This is a genomic window from Flintibacter porci (assembly GCF_041925195.1).
Taxonomy (GTDB): domain Bacteria; phylum Bacillota; class Clostridia; order Oscillospirales; family Oscillospiraceae; genus Lawsonibacter; species Lawsonibacter porci.
On record NZ_JBHEVB010000010.1, the window covers coordinates 1 to 20093 of the forward strand.

Consider the following 20093-nt stretch of genomic DNA (forward strand, 5'->3'; position numbering starts at 1 on the left):
CGCTCGTCTTCATTTAGTAGCGCAAAATTTGAGGACTCTTTATTTCCTTATTCGGTATAGCGGAGGCGGCTGTCAATTCGACATAATTTTCTTGTGATACTTTACCGTACATGAGCATTATGACAGGAACCCTACAATTTTGTAGGAATCAAAAAGTTGATCGTAAAGGTTGTTCCAACCCCAAGTGTGCTATCCACCTCAATCGTTCCATTGTGTGCTTCTATAATCGCCTTTGCCAGTGGCAGGCCCAACCCGATCCCTTGCGTATCCTTTGAAAATCGGCTGCGGTAAAACCGTTTGAAAATGTGGGGCAGATCTTCCGGGTGAATGCCGCTGCCGTTATCGCTTACAATGATTTGAATGACAGACGCAAAAGCTCTCCATGAAATGGAGATTGTTGCGCCTGCCTTTGTATGGTCGATGGCATTCTTCACCAAATTGCTGACTGCCTCTATTAACCAGGTTTGGTCACAGAAAAGGGTGATTTCGTCATCGCCAGAGAGTATGAGAGCTTTTTCCTGTTGCTGTGCTTGATAGGAAAAATGCTTTTTAACATATTCCATCATATCTGCAACATATTGGATGGATTTTTCCAAAGTGATCGTCCCTGCATCCAGCTTGGTGATTTTCAAAAGATTTTGCACAAGATTTTCAATCCGATCCAATTCCTGCTCAGAGAGTGAGGCAAATTTCCTCAGCTCCGGGTTATCGCTCACTTCCTGTTGAATCAAACCATTGTAAATATTAAGTGCAGCAAGAGGCGTCTTTAACTGATGGGAAATATCGGAGATGGTATTCTTCATAAAGGTTTTGTCGCGGCCTTCGTTCTCGGCATGGGCGTTCAAAATCGCAACCAGGGAATTGACCTCATGGAACAGCCGGTATAAGTCGCCTTCATCATCACACTCGATACGCGCATTTCGGTTTCCTGCAATGTATTCCCGAATTTGCTCTATGGCTCCATTCATAATTTTGCTCTGTTCTCGAAAATACAAGTACAGGGCGATAAGAACAAGCAGTATCATCAACACGGCGGCTACTGACACATAAAAGACTGTATTCTCCAATTTCAGAGCAATAAAGATGATTGCAGTTGCGGTGAAAACTGCCATTATCAGTAATAGACACAGAAAAAGGCGGTTGATTTTTCGATTGACCAGTATTTTCATAACACGCCCCTATCTGTTTCGTTCCACTTGTATCCCATGCGGCGAACCGTCACTATTTTTTGAGGATCGGCAGGATTATCTTCGATTTTCGTGCGAAGCCGCCGGATATATACAGTCAGGGTGTTGTTATCAATGTATTTTTCATCGCAATCCCACAGCTTGCTCAAAATCTGTTCAGGTGAAAGGACGATATTAGGATTTTCCATGAACAGACACAGCAGCTTATATTCGCTGGCAGTCAAGCTAATTGTGACACCGTCTTTAGTTACTTCCTGTTTGAGAAGCTGAACCTCTATACCATTCGATTTCAAGGCAGTGTTGTTATCTTGTGCCTGATTATAGTTTTCGCTGCGACGGAGAAGGGCATTGACCCTCGAAAGAAAAACGGCCAGCTTGAACGGTTTAGTAATATAGTCATCACCGCCAATATCAAGGCCCATAATAATATTTGTTTCCTCGTCGGCAGCAGTCAAAAACATAATCGGGACTTTAGAAGATGCCCGGATTTTTTGGCAAAGATCGAAGCCGGAACCATCCGGCAAAGTTACATCCAAAACCGCCAAGTCATAATTACCGTTTGCCCATAGCTGTTCCGCCTCTGCGATTGTACGAGCAATCGTCAACGCATATCCCTGTTTTTGGATTGCGAATGACAATCCGTTGATTAAACTTAGATCGTCTTCTACAAAGAAAATGTGCTTCATTTGCCTTCACCCTCCTTACTGCGAGTGCTTTTATATCTTTTGTCAGCTGGTTTTTGAGAATCTTTGGGTATCAGCCAGACAGTTCCCATTTTTACAGCACCGGGAATGCGGCCATCGGTACAATAGTAATTTACCTGTCGAACTGAAATTTTCCATTTTTCACTCGCCTCTTTGAGCATCATGTAATCCATCTTCACACCTCCAGCAATCTATTCTATTATATTTCTAGTGCTCGAAGAATACAAGTCTGCGACCATGCCTCAAGGGAGAAAATCGGTATAATCCTACCTGTAAACCGGAACGATAAGGTTATTCCTCAAATCAAACCGGAACGATACAATATTATTGGGGTGAACGATAATGCCGATTGATGATTTGACTGCTTTGGGGGAGGCACTCCGCGCAGCAAGAAAAGAAAAAAATCTGACGCAGGAACAGCTGGCTGATGAAGCCCATGTTTCTACCAAACAGATTGCCGATATTGAGAAGGCCAAGAGAAATCCTTCCTATGTGATTTTGAAAGCATTGGCAAAGGTGGTCCATCTTTCACTGGACTCACTTATTTTCTCAGACCTCTCGCCGGACGAAGCAGGACAGAATGAGATGAAGCTGCTGTATATGAAGTGTCCGCCGGAGATGCGAGAAACCTTGTTACAACATACGCGGGGATTTACCGAGGAACTAAAGGAACTTTCCAAGAAACTTGAAACAAAGTAGGCCAGTGAGCGAAATCTGAAGGTTTCGTCACTGGCTTATTTTATTCCTGCGGGAAAGAGGCAAGCAATGCCCCTGGATAGCCATTCGGCTTCCGGCGCTGCTTGTTGAGGGTATTCCCCCAAGCCCCCATGAACGCAGAATTTCATTCTGCGGCTGCGCGTCCGATGGACGCTATTAGCCCTACCCAGGACAGTTCAGGGCAGGGCTTTTATTCTAAGCAGTATCAATCCCTAAATCTTGTTGTGTAAGCACATATTGAGCCATAAGTACGCTATTTTTCTCTTTTCCATGTTGTAATTTGTATAGACATAATTTCAATCATAAACATAAACAACGCCGGACGCAGAGGCACGCTGCCCCCGCGCCCGGCGCTTTGCTTGACGAAACTATTTATTCTTCAATAGGTGGTTCACAATCCTTTAGGAAAAACCTCAATGACATAACAGTAGTTGTAATTTTATATTTTGTTTCTGTATCGACTTCATCGGCCAAGCCTTCCATCATTTTTTCAATATCGCCAACTTTAACTTTTGCCATTTTTGCAATCGTAGCTTTAGATAGGTGATGGTAGGACATAAGCACTTCCAAAAAGGCACTTGCTTTCAAATCGGATTCTTCACAAGTAATAACATAGAGAAACATGATCTTATCTATTATCGTGTGTTTCCCTACAACACATTGCAAATTTCCGTTGGCAATATCATTGATCTGTGCCACAGATAACCCCAAATATTTTGCAAGGGTGTTTACATTAAACTCATACTTTTCGAGTAATGTTTTTACTTTCTCGGATATATTTTCTATTACGGTCATACCATACCCCTAAAATCAAAGAAAACATTCGTCATCCACTATTTTCTTTTATGCCAAAATAGCAGCAAGTTTCACTGAACAATCTCTAAACAGTAGAATGATGGGTGATTGGGGTCTTTATTGTTCCAATTTTCTGCATCGTTTATTTCCTTGATGTCGGCAACAGTTAAATCTTTAATACTAACGATTTTTTTGCGAATGTACGGCCTATCGTCGTATTCCCAATATCCCAACAGCCAAACTTTCCAAAGTTCTACACTTTCCGTTTGACGGAGAGCGGACTTTATATAGTCGATTATTTGCCTTGCTCGTCCATCGGTGTATAGAGGGAGTTCAAGATATACCCCAAATTTCTTTTCACTGTATATGTTCACATCATCAAACGGAAGCAGAAAGAAATTATCATCTTCGCCACCATCATAGACTACATTAGTATCTATATTGATGTGCAGTGGATAATCCTCCGTAGGTTTAACTTCCGGTAAAGGGCAATTTGCTGCAATAAAAACACAAACACTCATTACAAACATCCCCTTTTCTGTTTATAAGTAAAAAAGTAACATATCCCGCTAATTATGTTTTGTTAGTTCCGTCCCATAATGTTCTGAACTAAAGCCGTTGTTTAAGAATATGGAAAAAAATGGGGTCATCTTGTTATAGATTTCTGTATCAGATGGTTTAGGTAAACTCATAAGCCAATCCTTAAAAGGCTGATTAACTTTTCCTTCAATGATCGTTCCACCATTCCACTTAAAATCTTTTTGGATACCGAACTGTAATGCAAGGTTGATGCATTCTTGTTCCTCGTTCCAACAATGGATTTCAAAAATAGTTGCAGAGGACAATTCCTCATTCATAATTTTTCGCCATTTATTATAGTCATCACATACAATATTGTATTCGCCGTGTTTCATTTTTTTCACCTCTCAAATTCGGAGTTGATACCATAGGCATACTTCTTAGTTTGTCAGCTTACAGAACATAAAATTCACATATATTGTACCACATACATATGAACAATTCTATGTTAATCAGCTTTCGCAGATGTATTGCTTCAAACAAAAACACTTTTATCGGTCACGCTCCTTGTTTTTCTCTTTCTGTCTTTCTTTATCCATCTCCAAAAGTCGATCCACATTAGCCTTCGCCGCCAGTAGCTCCCGCATTTCCTCACGGGAGTGCCTGTACTCGGCATAGGTCTTTTTCTTTTCCTCCAGGAGCCGGGCGTACTCAGCTTGCAGCTCCTTAACTTTGGGGAGCTTCTTGACCCCCATATCATCAAAGGCATTTTTAGCAGCCTGATGGAGCAGGATTTCCTCCTCATGTTCCTCTCGGAATTTCTTGGAGTAACCGGCCTTCCGGTAGGCCACATAGGTGTCACGAGTTTTGGCATAGTTGATGATATGTGTTCGCAGCACGGCGATCTCTGCCATACGCTTTTCCGCTACTTTAATTTTGGCAGATAGCTCATTATGGTGGGCCGTAGCTGCCGCAGCCTTTTCCTCCAGAACCGCATACTCCAACAGGTTATGCTCCGTGAGATAGTTTACGGTCTGTGCCATCTGTTTCAGATTAAAGACCTTGGCCCATCTCGCATATCCGGCACCTTTTCCGGCCTGGAGCTTTGCCTGGATGTCAACCAGCAGATTGACCTTCGGCGGATCTGCTTGCTTGACCGGCTTCCGACGGGGCGTATGCTCCTTTTGTCCGGCGAGGACAGCCAGCAGGTCCTCCAGGGTGTAGCCGTCGCCCAAACTGTCCAGGCGGGACACTTTGCCCCAGCCGGGGAGCTTCAAACGGTAGGATTTGCCGCGCTTGGATACTTCGCAGCCGGATTCCCGGAGCAGCTTCAACAGCTCGTCCAGGTCAGCAGGCTTTTGTGCCAGGGCGTTATCAATAGCAGCACGGAGCAACTCCCGATGGGAGGGCTTCGCCTGATCGCCCAGCCATTGGTCGTAACTTTTGCCGTGGGGTCTTGGGTTTTCGACAATGGACAGTCCGTTCTCAATGCAGATGGTGTCGCTCAGATGCCGGACAGCTTTTGTGCTGCCCCAAAAATTACGGAACTTCCGGTCACAGTCCAGGTTGACCGAACTCCAAATGATATGATTATGGACATGGGCCTTGTCAATGTGGGTACAGACGATAAAGGCGTGTTTGCCCTTGGTGAACCGCTTGGCAAACTCTACGCCTAGCCGGTTCGCTTCCTCCGGGGTGATCTCCCCAGGACAGAAGGACTGGCGTACATGGTAGGCGATTACATCATCTGCGCCCCGGACCCGTCCGGTGACAGCGATATACTGGCGCTTGGCCAGCATAAACTCGGCGTCGGCCACACGGCTATCACACTCATAGCCGGTGATGAGCCTACCGTGGTCGGTCTTTTGCGGGTTGGCCACATAGTCGATGATCTCGCTGATAGCACGGCTCTCGGTTCGGCCCTTGCCGATGTGTAGCGGCATAATGCGTGTGGTTGCCATGAAGTTTCCCTCCTTTCAAAAAATGGGCAGCCTCAGCTGCCCATCTCGTCACGATATGAAATAATCTGCTTCTTTTTCTGCTTAGCGCACCGCAGCGTCGTGGCAGCTCCGCCCCAATCATGGAGAACATACGCTACTACCACATCGCTGACTTCTACCATCCAGCGGTTTCTATGAGAAATCGCAAAACGGCGTGGCACGGTTTCCAGCGGCGGATACACAGTGCTGTCATAGCCAGAAGTGTTCCTCCCGGTGTTGAGATAAGCTAAGACAAGAACCAACTCAATCTGTGGATACTTTTTCTTTTGTTCTCGCAAAATGGATGCCGCTAAACTATCAAACTCTCCATATCCTCCGAGAAATAAAGTTGTTGCTCCTTGCTCAATTAGATTTTGTGTTACTGTACGAAGCCAACTCGCAATCTTATCTTCTTTTGTGATTTGCGAATGACCACAAAATGTTACATTCATACGATGGCACCCCTATTACCATCATACCGCAAATATCCTCATTAGTACAGGTACAGGGACTAATTTTAGCAGAACTGCCCATATACTAAATATAGTACAGTTACAGGGGCGGTGTATTGAATGAAACTAAATGAGGCGGTGAGCAAACGCCTTTCTGAATTACTGGATGAAAGAAATATGACGCAGTATCAGCTGTATATGAAAAGCGGCGTTCCCAAGTCCACCATAGGTAATATCATCAACTGTTCTTACGATTCCGTAAAGTTGCGGATCATTCACGAGATGTGCCAGGGGTTGGAAATTGGGATAGATACCTTTTTTGCATCGCCACTTTTCAAAGAAGATAATCTGGAACCATAAGACCTCCGACGAGCTTCGCCGGAGGTCTTATTATCTGATCTCGGCGGTCACTTCCTCACGGGTTTTCTCCCTCGGTTTCGTCATGGGTGGTCGCTCCTTTCTGCCCATAGGCAAAAGCAAAGAGCAGCCATTTCCATGATTGAAAATAGCTGCTCTTTGCTAATATTTACTTCTGCTTTCTACGATTTTGAATGGTATTGATTATAGCGATAATCAGACATACAGCGGCTAAAATCAACAATAGTTGTTGTATAGGTTCTCCGTTAATTTGCCAATCCGTACTTGTATAATTGACCTGTGCTGCAATCAAACGCACATGGCAATATGTTTCGATAGTTTCTTCACAAAAACGCATAATTGCATAAAGCAAAAGTGAAATAACAGACAAAACTGCAAACTTGTCTTTAAGTATAACCTATTTTCCTTTCCAGTTTATTGTAGTTTATTCCATTCTTTGTGTACCTAATTGTAACTGTTCAACCTTTAGTTTTGCCGTATCACTATCCTTTTGAAAATTCTCTATTTCTGAACTCTGAATAGATAAAATGATTTCATCACCAACCTGCAAATCATCAAAGGATATGTCTTTTAATTCATGTGTTTCATAATTGCAGAAAATCATTGGAGTTTCCGAACAGTCAATAAGACACTCTTGCTGCAAAAATCCTTTCTTATCACTGCCTTTCACAGTTATGGTTTTGGTTGTGTCATCAATTTCAGTGATTACCGCATCTATTCCTAAATGCAAAACATCATCTTTTGAAGAACCACATGATACCATTGTGGCTAAACAAATAAGCAAGCACAACATTGCTGCAATTTTTTTCATTTTATCAATCTCCTTTCTACCGTCTGGTTGTCCGTCCTGTTATATCCTCCAGCAGAAAATTCATTTGCCGAATTTCGTTTTTACTACATCCGCAATTATGCTTATTATAATCCTAATTGCCAATAAAGAATATAAAAACAGAACTCCTTTCCAAGAGGAAATCCAGCCTATTTTCCAAAATACGATACATAAAAAAGCCAATATAGCGATAGCAATAGCAACATCTCTTAATTTGTTTTTCATATGTGCCACTCCCATCAATTACCGGTTTTATCTGCTTGATTATATTTAATTTTATCACAAGACTATGAACAAATCTACATTGTTTCAGCCTGTCGGCAGCGTTTTGCTCCGTTATGCAGCTTTCTGGTCTTCCTCGCTTTATGGGGCGGTCAGACGGAAAGAGAAGCGGCCTTTCTCAATATCAAACTCCATGCAGCCCGTTTCCGGATCTGCGTCGGTCACTCCTCGCAGGTTTTCTCTCTTGGTTTCGTCATGGCTGGTCGCTCCTTTCTGTCCGATAAACGGCGGCTGTTGCCAGCCGCCGCCTACATGGAGGGAATGAATTGTAAATTCACTGGTCAATCTGCAAGCCCATTATAGGGTTCATTGACAATGACGCTTCCTTCGCTATCGTTCACCTTGGGAGAAGCCGTAACATTGGATATTGTCCAAGATCCAATAGCGACCAACAAAATATAGAGTACAACGATAACAGCTATGATTCCAGCAACCACTTTCACTATCCCAACAGGGAAAGCTAAAATTGCGTTACACTAAAAGTTGCCCTCTCCGTTAATGGGAGAGGGCAACTTTTATCCATAAACCAAATCCTGTATTGCAAACTTCAAATCCTGCACCTTGCCCAGCAGCCAAAAGGCCAGCTTCGGCAGCCCAAAGGGGCTTATGAGAAACGCGATCACCAACAGGATAAGGCCGTTCTGCGGGGAGTATGTCACCAGGACGGCCACGCCCAGCAGGGCGATTACCGTACTGAGCAGCCCCAGCACCAAGCCGGATACATAGACCATCCCCACACAAATCCAGATGGCCAGGGTGAGCAGCAGGATCACCGGCGCAATCACAATCTTCAAAATCAGTTTCAATGCGGTCATTTCATGGCCTCCTCTCGACGATCCAAATACTTCTGGCACAGACGGCGGACCTGTTCCTCGTCGGCCTCGTTTTCTTCCCGGCGTCCCTTTGTCAGCTGAATGGAGGCAAAAGATTCATACTCGACCAGCAGATGGTCAAACAGTTCCTCCGGGGTCCGACACACATCACCCTCGCAATAGGGCGGGTCCGGGGGTGAACCGTTGAAGGACACGCAGACATATCCATATCGGCTCTTGTAGACTTCCAGCTCCATATCCTGTGCCAGATAGTCCTCGAAAATCTCTAAAACCTTTTCAAAGGTCAACATCGGTATCTCAACTCCTTTGTGAGATGTGAGAACACTTTGCTATCTGCCTTTATTATCCGGCAAGCACCAGAAAAAGGCAAGGATGCGGACAAAAAGAAAAAGCGGAGGAAGGCGCGGCGAAAAGAACGCCGTTCCTTCCTCCGCAGATGGGATATATACCCCTCACGATAGATTGGAGAGCTGGGTCAGGATTTCCTTCACGCCCTCCCATAGCTGCTCCTGCCGCTGGGCTATATCCTCCAGGTCAGCGTCGTAGACACGCCCGGTCTCATGTACTCGGCGGGTAAGCTGGTTCAGATTGTTGCTGCTCCGGCGCAGCAGGGACACCAACTCCTTCAGCTCCGGCAAATCCAGCTGCACCACATAACCGTCCAGCGCCATCTTTCGTAGATAGGCTTCCCGGTTCTTCGTCCCAACTTGGGACATCTTCTGCTCGATCAGCGCCAGCTCCTCCGGGGAGACCCGGAAATTCACCTGGACATCCCGCTTACGGTTGGGGGCACTCACCGTTCCACCTCCTGTTTCTTCGGCAAAGCAGGCTTGTGGGCGGGCGGCTCCTGTTTGAGCTTTTGCAAGACGGAGCCTTTCTCCGGCTCCTGGAACATTTTACGCGCCTGCCGTGTAAACAGATCGGTCAGTCCAGGATTGACTCCATCCACAACCAGATAAGCACAGTGGCGCGAAGTGCCGCTGTCCTCCGGCATAGGAATGGTCTTTGCCCAGGCTTTGTTGTCACGGGAAACACGGCCATCGCTGTCCTTATGCTGGATGGTGTTGGCAAGGATGAACTGTACTCGTTCCGCCCCGAACTTTTCCAGCACATCTTTGACCGCAGCCTCCGCATCCAGCCTGTTATCCGCATAGTGGGTGCTGATGGCGTGTTCAATGACCTCTTTACAGTCGAGGTTTGCCTGATAAGAGCAGTTATATTGTGCCATCTCCCCATGCTGGGACGCATAGGTGGCAGAATGGAGATAGAGAGGGATGGACCGCTGTTCTACCAAAACCTTGCACACATCATCCGCTCGGTTCTCGATGCTGTCCCGGATCACATCCATGTATCCGGTTTCCGACTTTCCAAAGTAATGGAATATATCTGCCAGGGGTGAGGGGGAATCTAAAAGTGCCTGAGCCTGCGCGTCTGTCAGTTCCAATTCCTCCATGCACATCAAAATATCCTCCCGGATGGTGTACTCGCAGGCGTGGTTCAGGACTTCTGCCGGGGGCTGGCTTTTCAGCCAGTCCCGGTATTTGTCCTGCTCAGCGGCCATCTTCTCATAGAGGGCCGTATTCAGATCGTTGGTATTCATATTATCACACCTCCTTTTCGTTATATGAGAGAGAAGCAGGGACGGTTTGGTTCGCCCGGTCTATCTGTTCTTGGGGGTGGTACATGGTTGATACCTCGCTTTCTGTGGTTGAATTATTCATAATTCTTGAGTATAATGAAATTGACAAAACCAGTATTGGAGAGGGGAAGAAAAGTGAAAAAACTTATTTTAGGTATAGCAGTTATGGCAATCGGTGCTATTAGCACAATTTCTATTATTGTTGCGACAGTATTATCTCCGTTAAATCCGTACTCTTACAATGGTGTTGACGGATGGTACGGTTGCCTTTTAGGAATGGATTTGGTTATGCCATTTACCGTTTCTATCATTGTTGCGATTATCGGATTGGCGATTGCAGTATGGGGAGTATTTGATAAGAATAATTAAACCTATTACCTACCCTCAGATTGGAAAGTACAAAGGACGGGCAAGTCAAACGGCTTGCTCGTCCTTTTTGTTTATCGCACCTCCTCATGTTGTTTCGGTTTCTTTTCAGAACTACGGGGTGGCACCGGGCGCTTCAAGCTGTCCAGCACCGAAGGCCGTGCGCTCTTGGCAACCACAGTTTCCGGCTGGGCGTGGCCCTTGCCGTCAATGTTCAGCAGCGTGTCCAGTTCCACCAGACGGGCGGACTTGACTCGCAGATCATCCTCAAAGGGAAACGGCTTTCCGATTTCCTCTTTGGCTGCGGCCTGCTGTTGGTAAAGGTTGTCCAGCTGGTTTTTTACGGCTTCCAAACGCTGAGGCATCTGAGCCAGTGCATTGTCGATACGGGTGAGGTTTCCGCGCGGGTCTGTGCCGAGGCTTGCCCGGTGGGTCATCTGGCCTTTCAACAGGAGCGTATATTCCTGTTTCCAAGCGGAAAACTCCACTGACATAGTAAAGCCCCGGTAACTGCCGATCTGCACCGGTTCGGAGCCTTTGACCTCCTTACAGGCGTCCAGCAGGGCTGCACCGGCGTTTTCTTTGTCAGTCAGCACATCGCCCCGGATCTCCATCCCCGCAAAGCCATCATCCGGGTGAGGATGGGCGGCCAAGGTCTCCAGGTCCGCTTCAAAGCCTTTGATAAAGCCCTTGTTGGTTTCGATTTCCTGGGGGAAGTATTTGAGCAACTGATCCTCCAGGCGGTACTGCTTGCTCTGGTGGTCGGCTTTCATCAGCTTCAGACGCGCAACCTCCACATCCAAATCCATGCGCTCCTTGATACGGGGGTCTCCGGCGCACAGGGCCTTGATCTCGGCAAAGGACAGCGCCGTTTCGTCCACATCATCGCAGGAGCGGACCGGCGATTTAGAGGTCATAATCTGGCTGATGAATTTTTGCTTGTTTTCAACCGTCTGCCAGAGATAAGCGTCAAAAGTTCCCTCGGTGACATAACGGTACACATGGACAAGAGGGTTCTGGTTGCCCTGGCGCTCAATACGGCCCTTGCGCTGGGCAAGGTCTCCCGGACGCCACGGACAATCCAGGTCATGGAGGGCCACAAGGCGGTCCTGCACATTGGTGCCAGCGCCCATTTTGGAGGTGCTGCCCAGCAGAACACGCACCTGCCCGGTGCGTACCTTGGAAAACAGTTCTTTCTTCTGCACCTCGGTCTTGGCTTCGTGGATAAAAGCAATCTGCTCGGCAGGCATTCCCTGGGCGATGAGCTTTTGCCGGATGTCCTCATAGATGGTAAAGGCAGGCTCCGGCTCATCCAACGGCACAGCCTGTTCCAGCGCATGAAGTGTGGGATTGTCCAGCTGTTTGGCTGCCTTTTTGGAGGGAGCTGCCTGGGGTGTGGAAATGTCGCAGAATACCAGCTGGGTCAGCTTGTCAGCCTCGCCGTCCCGCCAGATCTGCATGATATTACCCACACACTGATTGACCTTGGTTCCGGGTTCATCCGGCAGCAGCTGATTGATGATACGCTGGTCCAGACCCAGCTTGCGGCCATCGCCGGTAATCTTGAGCATATTGTCCTCTGAGGGGTCAACGCTGCCGCTGTGTACTCTGGAGGCACGCTCGGAGAGAACCTGCACCATCTCTTTTTGGTGTTCAGTAGGCTGGGCCACGATGTTGTGGTATTCCACCTCCGGGGTGGGCAAGTTCAGCTGATCGGCGGTCTTGATGTCCGCCACCTCTTTGAACAGGTTCATCAGCTCCGGGAGGTTGAAAAACTTGCTGAATCTCGTTCTTGCCCGGTAGCCGGTGCCTTCCGGTGCCAGCTCCAGCGCCGTGACGGTTTCTCCGAAGCGGCTGGCCCAGCAGTCGAAGTGGGTCATGTTCAGCTCTTGCAAGCGGTCATACTGGAGATACCGCTGCATGGTGTAAAGTTCGGTCATGCTGTTCGATACGGGGGTGCCGGTGGCGAAAATCACACCACGGTTTCCGGTCAGTTCATCCATATAGCGACACTTCGCAAACATATCGCTGGACTTTTGGGCATCGCTGGTGGAGAGACCGGCCACATTCCGCATCTTGGTGTAAAGAAACAGGTTCTTGTAGTTGTGCGCCTCGTCCACAAACAGCCGATCCACGCCCAGCTGCTCAAAAGTCACCACATCGTCCTTGCGGCCTTCGGCTTGAAGCTTTTCCAGTCTGGCCTCCAGAGATTTCTTGGTGCGTTCCAGCTGCTTGACGGTAAACCTTTCACCGCCGCTGTACTTCACCTCGGCAATGCCCTCGGTGATCTCGTCGATCTGCTCCTGAAGGAGCCTCTCCTGGCGCTCCCGGCTGATGGGGATTTTCTCGAACTGGCTGTGACCCATGATGATGGCATCATAGTCGCCGGTGGCAATGCGGGCGCAGAACTTCTTGCGGTTGTGGGTCTCAAAGTCCTTTTTGGTGGTGACAAGAATGTTGGCGGAGGGATAGAGCCGCAGAAACTCCGACGCCCATTGTTCGGTCAGATGGTTCGGCACAACAAAGAGGGATTTCTGACACAAGCCCAGGCGCTTACTCTCCATGGCGGCAGCCACCATTTCAAAGGTTTTACCAGCGCCTACCTCGTGCGCCAGCAGCGTATTGCCGCCGTACAGCACATGAGCGATAGCGTTTTTCTGGTGTTCCCGCAAGGTGATGGCCGGGTTCATGCCGCCGAAAGTAATGTGTCCGCCGTCGTATTCACGGGGACGGGTGGAGTTCATTTCCTCATTGTACTGGCGGACCAGAGCTTGGCGGCGGTCCGGGTCTTTCCAAATCCAGTCTTTGAAAGCGTCCCGGATGGCTTGCTGCTTTTGTGCTGCCAGCGTGGTTTCTTTGGCGTTCAGGACACGCCGTTCCTTGCCGTCCGCATCCTCCACGGTGTCGTAGATACGGACATCCCGCAGGTTCAAAGAATCCTCCAGAATCTTGTAGGCGTTGGCACGGCTGGTTCCGTAGGTGGTATAGGCTGCCACATTGTTCTGGCTTACAGAGCTTTTACCGGTGATCTGCCACTCAGCGGTGAAAGAAGAATAGTTGACCTCGATATTGCGCTGAAGATAAAACGGCGTGTCGAAGGTCTCATACATAAACTGCTGGATGTACTCTTTGTCGATCCAGGTAGCGCCCAGGCGCACCTCAATCTCCGACGCATCCAGGTCTTTGGGCTGGGCAGCGGTAAGGGCCTCCACATTGACTGCAAAGGAAGGGTCCTGCTGTGCGGCCCGCTGTGCCTGACGCAGCTTGCGCCGCACATTGCCGGACAGATACTCGTCGGCGGTCACATAATGGGGAGTGCCGTCTTTCTCCAACTGCCCAGGTACACGGAAGATCACGCCTTGCAGCTCGGCGGCCAGCTCATCGCCAGTCTTGCCGGTCAGCTCCGACATATACGCCATATCGACACAGGCTTTTTCGGAAATTGATACGGCCAGAGCTTCACTTGCGGTATCCACAGTGTCCACCGCCTTGTGGGGCTTGATGGTGCGCTTAGTGAACATATCCGCCTTGCGCTCCAGCTTGCCGTCCTCGTCAATGACTTCCAGCGCGCAGAGCAGATAGTAGCTGGAATCATCAGCAAAGGCCAGCCGGTTCGCCCGGTCATTGATAAGGCCATATTTTGCAGAGAAGCTGTCATAGAGCCGGTTCAGTTCGGCCTGTTTACAGCCACACCGACACGGGCGGCTTCCTGGGCCGCATTGGCCTCCGGGCCGCGCATCTCACCCACAGCGATGATGTCGGGATTGAAACGAAGGGCGATGTCCAGCAGTGCGATCTGGTCGATGCGCTGACGCTCGTTCTCGCTGTCACGGGTCTGGGTGTGGACGACGGAGTTGACCACCCTGCCGTTCTGTTCCCGGATAAGCTGAAGCTCACGGGAACCGTCCTCGATGGTGAAGATCCGCTTGCGGTCAGGGATGGTGGACAGAAGCCAGCCCGCCACGGTGGTTTTGCCGGAGCTGGTGGCGCCAGCCACACAGATGGAGACGCCGTAGCGCAGACAGGCGGACAGAAAGTCCAGCATTTCCTCCGTTGCGGTTCCGCTGCCAACAAAGTCCTCCTTGGTCAGATTCTTGGGATTGACGATTCGGATGGAGGCCGCAACACCTGCGTCCTCGTCCAGCACCGGGGTCTTGATGACCGAAACACGGATGTTTTTGGCCAGACGGGAGGTGATGATGGGACTGGCGTTGTCCAGCACCTTGCCGGAGTTCTGCAGCATACGGCGGATGACATTGGCTGCATGGTCCGGGGAGTCAAAGTGTTCCTCCAACTTGACGGTGCGGCCATCGGAATACTGGATTTCAATGTCGCGCCAGGAATTGATGTCGATCTCCTCGATGCCGTCTGCAAAGATGTACTTGGTGAGGAAACCATACTCGGCCATTTCCGTGTACAGAGCGTCCACCAGCTCACCCTGAGTCATGCCGTCCACAGCCATTCGGTTGTCCTGCAGGTACCGGGCAATGCGGCGCTTCATCTGTTCCTTTGCCTCGTCGCCGCTGTCAGTAATCAGGGTGGCATAGGTACCGGAGAGGTAGGATTGCACCTGGCTGAGCACCTCTGCGAAGGGCATCCCCTTGTCCAAGGGGGCAAAGAAGATATCGCTTGCCTTGGGCGCCACATTGTTTTCCGCAAAGATGGACCGGCCGGTATCTTCCTCAAAGGCGATATCATGCACCTCGGCCTGTTCCGACCCTGGCTCCGGCATGGAGGTGGCCGCAGTGGGGGCGAATAGCGAGTTGCTTCTTCTGTCGCCAAGCATCAAAATACCTCCTTGCAGATTTTCTCGATCTCTCGGCGAAAGGCCTTGCTGTCCTTCATGGCGAGGTCGTTCAGAAGCACACCTTCCAGATACTGCTCCTCCAATTCCTGAGAATAGGGAAGCTGGAAGGCGACGCTGCCCAGAACCTGACCGATGCGGTCAGCGGCCTGGAGGGGTTTGACATTGGATGCAGCCTTATACTGCTTGTCCTCATCCCAGTGCAGTTCCCGGAGGAGCGGGAGCTGGCTGGACAGGTAGCCGATGGACTTCAGGTCACAGTTGGCCAGCCGGAGGACGCTGTCGGCCTCCATAAGCGCCACTGCAGAGAGAATATCGTTTGCAATGTAGCTGGAGCAATCAATGACCACATAGGGAGCGATTTCACGCAGACTGCGGATGAGTTCCTCGGCCTGTTGTTTGGTGCAGGCTGCATAGGTGTACTCATTTTCGCCTTTACGGAGACCCAACATGGTCAGATAGGAGATTTTCTTGTGGGTGGTCAGGTGGTGCTTGATAAGGTTCACGGAAATGCGCTGGGCCGCAAAGATACTGCCCAGGGATTTGTCGCACTCCAGCTCTGAGGGCGGGCAGATGCAGGGCATCATAGGGGCAGTCATGTCGCAGAGCAGAAGCACTACATTTTTCTTCTGGGAGGCCAGATTCTTTGCGATCTTCACTGCAGTCACGGTTTTGCCGCATCCAGGGCTTCCCCAGACGGCGAGAATGCCGCCGCCAGACTCCACAACAGGTTCCATTTCCTCTGGATCAGTGTTTCGATGAAACAGGCTTCCTTTGATGAAATTCATTCTCCAGCCGCCTCGCTCTCTGCGGCATTCTCGGCACCCTCACTTTCTACAGTTTCAGCACTCTCCGCATTCTCAGCGCCCTCACTTCCCACGGGTTCAGTGCTTTCCGTATTCTCGGAGCCCTCCGCTGTCTCAGCCTCCGGTTCGGTGTACAGTTCCTCGATCAGAGCGTCCTGCGCTGCGATAAACTCATTGGCATTCTCAGGGGCGCCGCGGTAGACCAGAGCCAGGTGCAGTTCACTTTCCTGTTCCAGTCCAGCCAGAACCTTGGCCTGCTCAGTAGTCACCAGGAGAGTAACGGTAGAGGGAAGCTCCTTTTCATCCTCAACCGCCTCGCCGGTGTTGGCATCGTAACCGGAGGAAGCGGTAACGGAGATGACTTCAAAATACTGCAGCTCGGGCGGGATCACGGTTTCGCCCATACCCTTGTAGTCGGCCACAAGGACGGAGACGATGTCGCCGCTCTCCAGCTTGCCGGACAGACCTGTGGCGAAACTCTTGATGGTGACAGAGATGGCCTGTTTGCTGCCATCCAGATTGTACAGATAGGAATTCTCAGCGGCGGGCTCATAGGAGAGCTTGCTGTCCAAAATGTAGTCGCCCACCTTCAGGTCCGCGGTAGCGTATTTACCAATGACCTCGTCTTTCTCTGTCATGATGCCGGACGGCAGGTTATAGGCGCCAACCTCCACGGTCTGTACCATCTCGGCGGTGATCTCGTCACCCTCCTTGATGTCGGCGGCAACTCGGACGATCTCAGCCTTCTCACTGGCGCTGCGGCTGAACAGGGGCGTTACTCCAAAGCAGATGAGAAGCGCCAGAAGGATACACAGCACACCGGCCACGGTGCGGTTGCGAAAAATTTTCATAAAAGCCTCCTTACAAAAAATATGCGGGGATAAAAGCCACTGCAATATACGGAACCAGCGGCTGTTTTGCTGCCGTGCGCTTCCGCAGTGCCGGGATTATCCGCATGGCAAAGGAAGTGCAAAGAAGCGCAGCGGCCATCAAACATAAGCCAGCCATTACCCGCTCAAATCCCAGGACAAAGCCTGCAGCGGCCGCCAGCCGCCAATCGCCTCCGCCCATCAGGCCGAGACCTGCACAGAGGTAGAACGGGGCCATCGCCAGTAGCGCCCCCAAAAGGGAGGCGGGGCTGATGGTGTTCAGCCCCGCCAGTGCGATTATGATGCAGACGATATCATGGACTGTTCTGGATCTCAGGTCATCCACAGCGGCATAGACAAGCCCGCCGCAAAAGACCAGTGCCTGCACCCAGTTCATCAGCCTGCGTAGTCGAACATCTCCTGAATGCGCTGGGTGACGGTGGGCATTACGGTGTCGTTGAGCACAGCATACAGGCCAGCCAGCACCAGGGCGCCCAGGACAACGGCGATCAGCACCTTGACGGCGGTATCGATATAGCCTTCACCGGCGTTGTTGCTGGTGGCCCGGCTGTGGAAGGCGGCGATGGCAGTCTTGCAGTTGGCGGCGGTAGTCTTGGCAGTGTTGGCGATGTTCTTGAACAGCTTCTTCATAAAATAAATTCCTCCTTATAAGTAATTGAATTTTGGATATTCGTGGATGATTTGATGACGCAGATTCGGTCATAGATATCTTATCCCGGGAGGGCCTCGGCCTCGGTGGGGCAAAGCAAAGGCCGGACGATTACCCATCGTCCGGCCTACATGGTCATTTCGATACATTCTGTCTGCTCCTGGCTGTGGTCAAACCGGATGGGGCGGAACCCGATCCGGTCGCAGTAATAGAATTCGCTGCCGGAAGCGTCATACAGCTCCACTACATCGGACAGCGCCATTCGGTACCCCTGATATTCAGGAGGGGGATTATCCCTGCAGATGGCATAGATCCGCTCCAGATCATTGGTGCCCAGATCCCCCTCGAATACCTGCGTGTAGTTGCCGGCATCCGGTTCTCCGAACTTTTTGACCAGATCCTCATATCCGATGAAACGCATGGTGACATCTACATCTTTTCGGAGCTGCCAGATACGGCAGCCTTTCTGCGGCTGACCCAGTTCCTCACCGGGTACCTCGCCGGCAGTCAAGCGGTCAAACACGCCCTCCTCCCATTGGGGAGTCAGGTTCATTCTGGCCAGATAACGGGACAGCTCATCGGTCTGGAACATCTCATCCACAACAGCGGTGCTGTCTTTTACATAGCCCACCATATTGTCATAGAAGATCAGACGGTTTCGGTTATCGACTGTGAAACGAATCAGGATTCATCACCTCCTTCCGGCCATATCCGTTACATCTGCTGGCTCATGGCCTGTTCGGGCATCTCGCTCCGCTGTTCCTGCTGTTCCTGTTGCTCCTGGAGCTTCTGCTCGTAAGCGCTGTTGACCGCATCCACCAAAGCGGTGCGAGCGTCGGCGGTGATGGCATGGAAGGTGTCGCTGTACTTGGTTTCCCCATTCTTTTTGTAGGACTCCTGGGGCATGGAGATGAACCGCCCCTTGTCGGATTCGATCACCCGGATTCCGTGGATGGCAAATGCGCCGCCGATCGTGGCGCTGGCGAAAGCCTTGGTTTTGAAGTCTCCATCCACCAGACGGTCGATCCGCGCTTCCACTTGGGGCGTAGAGGTCTCCTGCTGCTTTTTCTTCGTCGTTGCCATGGTAACTGATCTCCTTTCTTTACATAGATGGTTGGTTCATTTCAGGAGTGCTGGGAGACTCCTGCTGGAGCTGTTCCAAACGCTCCCTGGCCCAGTCGGGCAGATGCTCCTCCCGGAGAATGCCAATGAAGTCGCTGCGGTTCCATCGTACTTGCTCTCCATCACCAAGGCAGGTGGCATATACCGCTCTGCCTGCAGCGGTGGGGACACAGCCAAAGCCGCCGGTTGCCAGCCAGAGCTGATTTTCCGGCGCCCAGTAGGACTCCTTCAGCGTGAAGGGACTCATGACCAGCACCTTGCCTTCCAGGTCTTGGGTAGTCATATCATCGCATTGGGATCGGTCAAACAGCTTCAGCTCCGCCTGCGCTTCACGGAATGCTTTGACGAAGCCGTCCAACACGGCAGGGTGGCTTTCTACCGCAAATTCATAGTTGCGGTCGCTGGGAGGGATAAAGGTGGATGCAGCCCATGTTTTGTTTTGCGGGCTGAACCGCCCATCATAGTGCTTCTGCTGAAGTGTGGCGGACAGTACCCACCCTACACGCTTGAATCCGAACTTGTCGATGACACTTCTGGCGCAGTCACGGTCCAGGTGCATACCATCAAAATCCCTGCGAATGGCCTCCTCGATGGCCTGCTTGCAGGCAATGTTCTCCAGGTGGCTTGCCCGCCAGAGGGCCACCTCGTTTTGCCGCTTGGCCTCGGAGATGGAACCAAGGTAGAGATAGGCGTGATCCTTAGTCATCGGCTTTCTCGCTTTCAAGGATCGCCTTGGTCAGCGCATCGCTCCATGCGGTCTTGCGGTCATCGGATACCACCAGAACAGCGCCGTCCACGCTGACTACACGGAGGTTGTCGTACAGAATACCGGCATCCGCAAAGGCCTCGGCGGGGATGGGGAGCGTGTCTTCATCACAGCCATGACAGCCGTCGCACATATCCTCGTCCTCCTCCTGATCCTCCCAGTCGGCCAGCAGATCCGCCGACAGGCTGTGGGTCAGCCGCAGCAGGGTTGTCACGGCGGCAACTTTCTCTGAAGGTTCCATCTCCTGTTTGAACAAAACAATGGCGTTTTCCAGGGTATGCATCTCCAGCGCATCCTCTCTGTCCAGGCCGCTTAAGATCAGGGCTGCGGGCTGGATGACGGCCTTGCCGTCATTGGTGTACTTGATAAAAGTCAT

The 20093-nt window shown here is 50.5% G+C and carries 26 protein-coding genes and 2 pseudogenes; 3 read left to right on the plus strand and 25 right to left on the minus strand.

Translation table 11 applies throughout. The features are described from left to right. Positions 1-131: 131 nt before the first annotated feature. Genes ACEVJL_RS11415 through ACEVJL_RS11425 form a run of 3 tightly spaced genes read right to left on the minus strand, consistent with a single transcriptional unit; the run spans position 132 to position 2064 of the window. Positions 132-1169 (minus strand): sensor histidine kinase, encoded by a 1038-nt coding sequence (locus ACEVJL_RS11415; RefSeq protein WP_374737942.1) that lies wholly within the window; start codon positions 1167-1169, stop codon positions 132-134. Then, positions 1166-1873, minus strand: coding sequence for a response regulator transcription factor (locus tag ACEVJL_RS11420; RefSeq protein ID WP_374737943.1), 708 nt, complete (start codon positions 1871-1873; stop codon positions 1166-1168). The genes ACEVJL_RS11415 and ACEVJL_RS11420 overlap by 4 nt, the downstream gene beginning before the upstream one ends. Then, positions 1870-2064, minus strand: coding sequence for a DNA-binding protein (locus ACEVJL_RS11425; protein WP_374737944.1), 195 nt, complete (start codon positions 2062-2064; stop codon positions 1870-1872). Before ACEVJL_RS11425 ends, ACEVJL_RS11420 begins: the two co-directional genes overlap by 4 nt. Before the next feature lie 169 nt (positions 2065-2233). Between ACEVJL_RS11425 and ACEVJL_RS11430 the strand changes: the two genes are divergently transcribed. After that, positions 2234-2590 (plus strand): helix-turn-helix transcriptional regulator, encoded by a 357-nt coding sequence (locus tag ACEVJL_RS11430; RefSeq protein ID WP_191540467.1) that lies wholly within the window; start codon positions 2234-2236, stop codon positions 2588-2590. Positions 2591-2980: 390 nt separating this feature from the next. On the opposite strand, the gene ACEVJL_RS11435 is transcribed toward ACEVJL_RS11430, so the two are convergent. The 5 genes from ACEVJL_RS11435 to ACEVJL_RS11455 form a co-directional block, all read right to left on the minus strand. Further along, a complete protein-coding gene (locus ACEVJL_RS11435) occupies positions 2981-3403 on the minus strand; it encodes an HTH domain-containing protein (protein WP_340041959.1) in 423 nt (140 codons plus the stop codon). A gap of 71 nt (positions 3404-3474) precedes the next feature. Continuing rightward, the gene (locus tag ACEVJL_RS11440; RefSeq protein WP_340041960.1) at positions 3475-3924 is read right to left on the minus strand and encodes a hypothetical protein; all 450 of its coding nucleotides are present in this window, start codon (positions 3922-3924) and stop codon (positions 3475-3477) included. Positions 3925-3972: 48 nt separating this feature from the next. After that, complete coding sequence (locus ACEVJL_RS11445) at positions 3973-4317, minus strand: hypothetical protein (RefSeq protein WP_340041961.1); 345 nt, start codon at positions 4315-4317, stop codon at positions 3973-3975. A gap of 156 nt (positions 4318-4473) precedes the next feature. After that, on the minus strand, positions 4474-5883 hold the full coding sequence (locus ACEVJL_RS11450) for a relaxase/mobilization nuclease domain-containing protein (protein WP_374737945.1): 1410 nt from the start codon (positions 5881-5883) through the stop codon (positions 4474-4476). A 32-nt stretch (positions 5884-5915) separates the two neighbouring features. Then, positions 5916-6353: a hypothetical protein gene (locus ACEVJL_RS11455; protein ID WP_340041963.1), complete on the minus strand. Its 438-nt coding sequence runs from the start codon at positions 6351-6353 to the stop codon at positions 5916-5918. 120 nt (positions 6354-6473) lie between these two features. Between ACEVJL_RS11455 and ACEVJL_RS11460 the strand changes: the two genes are divergently transcribed. Then, on the plus strand, positions 6474-6713 hold the full coding sequence (locus ACEVJL_RS11460; RefSeq protein ID WP_125116840.1) for a helix-turn-helix domain-containing protein: 240 nt from the start codon (positions 6474-6476) through the stop codon (positions 6711-6713). Positions 6714-7155: 442 nt separating this feature from the next. Here ACEVJL_RS11460 and ACEVJL_RS11465 read toward each other — a convergent pair whose 3' ends face one another. The 7 genes from ACEVJL_RS11465 to ACEVJL_RS11495 form a co-directional block, all read right to left on the minus strand. Then, positions 7156-7542: a hypothetical protein gene (locus ACEVJL_RS11465; RefSeq protein ID WP_340041964.1), complete on the minus strand. Its 387-nt coding sequence runs from the start codon at positions 7540-7542 to the stop codon at positions 7156-7158. Between the two features lie 60 nt (positions 7543-7602). Further along, positions 7603-7785: a hypothetical protein gene (locus tag ACEVJL_RS11470; RefSeq protein ID WP_340041965.1), complete on the minus strand. Its 183-nt coding sequence runs from the start codon at positions 7783-7785 to the stop codon at positions 7603-7605. A gap of 138 nt (positions 7786-7923) precedes the next feature. After that, positions 7924-8127 (minus strand): hypothetical protein, encoded by a 204-nt coding sequence (locus tag ACEVJL_RS11475; protein ID WP_340041978.1) that lies wholly within the window; start codon positions 8125-8127, stop codon positions 7924-7926. 230 nt (positions 8128-8357) lie between these two features. Then, the gene (locus tag ACEVJL_RS11480) at positions 8358-8657 is read right to left on the minus strand and encodes a CD1845 family protein (protein ID WP_340041966.1); all 300 of its coding nucleotides are present in this window, start codon (positions 8655-8657) and stop codon (positions 8358-8360) included. Next, positions 8654-8965, minus strand: a complete 312-nt coding sequence (locus ACEVJL_RS11485) for a hypothetical protein (RefSeq protein WP_044946414.1) — start codon at positions 8963-8965, stop codon at positions 8654-8656. Before ACEVJL_RS11485 ends, ACEVJL_RS11480 begins: the two co-directional genes overlap by 4 nt. A gap of 162 nt (positions 8966-9127) precedes the next feature. Continuing rightward, the gene (locus ACEVJL_RS11490; protein ID WP_340041967.1) at positions 9128-9472 is read right to left on the minus strand and encodes a plasmid mobilization protein; all 345 of its coding nucleotides are present in this window, start codon (positions 9470-9472) and stop codon (positions 9128-9130) included. Next, on the minus strand, positions 9469-10275 hold the full coding sequence (locus ACEVJL_RS11495) for a DUF3848 domain-containing protein (protein WP_340041968.1): 807 nt from the start codon (positions 10273-10275) through the stop codon (positions 9469-9471). Before ACEVJL_RS11495 ends, ACEVJL_RS11490 begins: the two co-directional genes overlap by 4 nt. A 174-nt stretch (positions 10276-10449) precedes the next feature. Here ACEVJL_RS11495 and ACEVJL_RS11500 point away from each other — a divergent pair, with 174 nt between their 5' ends. Then, positions 10450-10683, plus strand: a complete 234-nt coding sequence (locus tag ACEVJL_RS11500; RefSeq protein ID WP_083870444.1) for a hypothetical protein — start codon at positions 10450-10452, stop codon at positions 10681-10683. A gap of 71 nt (positions 10684-10754) precedes the next feature. Here ACEVJL_RS11500 and ACEVJL_RS11505 read toward each other — a convergent pair. The 10 genes and pseudogenes from ACEVJL_RS11505 to ACEVJL_RS11550 form a co-directional block, all read right to left on the minus strand. Continuing rightward, positions 10755-14363: pseudogene (locus tag ACEVJL_RS11505) on the minus strand (SNF2-related protein); the annotation flags it as partial. Continuing rightward, positions 14363-15412, minus strand: a pseudogene (locus ACEVJL_RS11510) (ATPase, T2SS/T4P/T4SS family); the annotation flags it as partial. The pseudogenes ACEVJL_RS11510 and ACEVJL_RS11505, both read right to left, overlap by 1 nt. Before the next feature lie 53 nt (positions 15413-15465). Then, positions 15466-16272 (minus strand): AAA family ATPase, encoded by an 807-nt coding sequence (locus tag ACEVJL_RS11515; protein WP_374737947.1) that lies wholly within the window; start codon positions 16270-16272, stop codon positions 15466-15468. Then, positions 16269-17141, minus strand: coding sequence for a Flp pilus assembly protein CpaB (gene cpaB, locus ACEVJL_RS11520; RefSeq protein WP_374737948.1), 873 nt, complete (start codon positions 17139-17141; stop codon positions 16269-16271). The genes ACEVJL_RS11515 and cpaB overlap by 4 nt, the downstream gene beginning before the upstream one ends. A gap of 10 nt (positions 17142-17151) precedes the next feature. After that, on the minus strand, positions 17152-17547 hold the full coding sequence (locus tag ACEVJL_RS11525; RefSeq protein WP_374737949.1) for a prepilin peptidase: 396 nt from the start codon (positions 17545-17547) through the stop codon (positions 17152-17154). An 8-nt stretch (positions 17548-17555) separates the two neighbouring features. After that, on the minus strand, positions 17556-17810 hold the full coding sequence (locus ACEVJL_RS11530) for a DUF6133 family protein (RefSeq protein ID WP_374737950.1): 255 nt from the start codon (positions 17808-17810) through the stop codon (positions 17556-17558). A 146-nt stretch (positions 17811-17956) separates the two neighbouring features. Further along, positions 17957-18463 carry a YodL domain-containing protein gene (locus tag ACEVJL_RS11535; protein WP_374737951.1) on the minus strand — a complete coding sequence of 169 codons (507 nt, stop codon included), beginning with the start codon at positions 18461-18463 and terminating at the stop codon, positions 17957-17959. Between the two features lie 80 nt (positions 18464-18543). Next, a complete protein-coding gene (locus ACEVJL_RS11540; protein ID WP_374737952.1) occupies positions 18544-18912 on the minus strand; it encodes a SpoVG family protein in 369 nt (122 codons plus the stop codon). Positions 18913-18931: 19 nt separating this feature from the next. Continuing rightward, a complete protein-coding gene (locus tag ACEVJL_RS11545) occupies positions 18932-19657 on the minus strand; it encodes a DUF3849 domain-containing protein (RefSeq protein ID WP_374737953.1) in 726 nt (241 codons plus the stop codon). Further along, complete coding sequence (locus tag ACEVJL_RS11550) at positions 19650-20093, minus strand: hypothetical protein (protein WP_374737954.1); 444 nt, start codon at positions 20091-20093, stop codon at positions 19650-19652. Before ACEVJL_RS11550 ends, ACEVJL_RS11545 begins: the two co-directional genes overlap by 8 nt.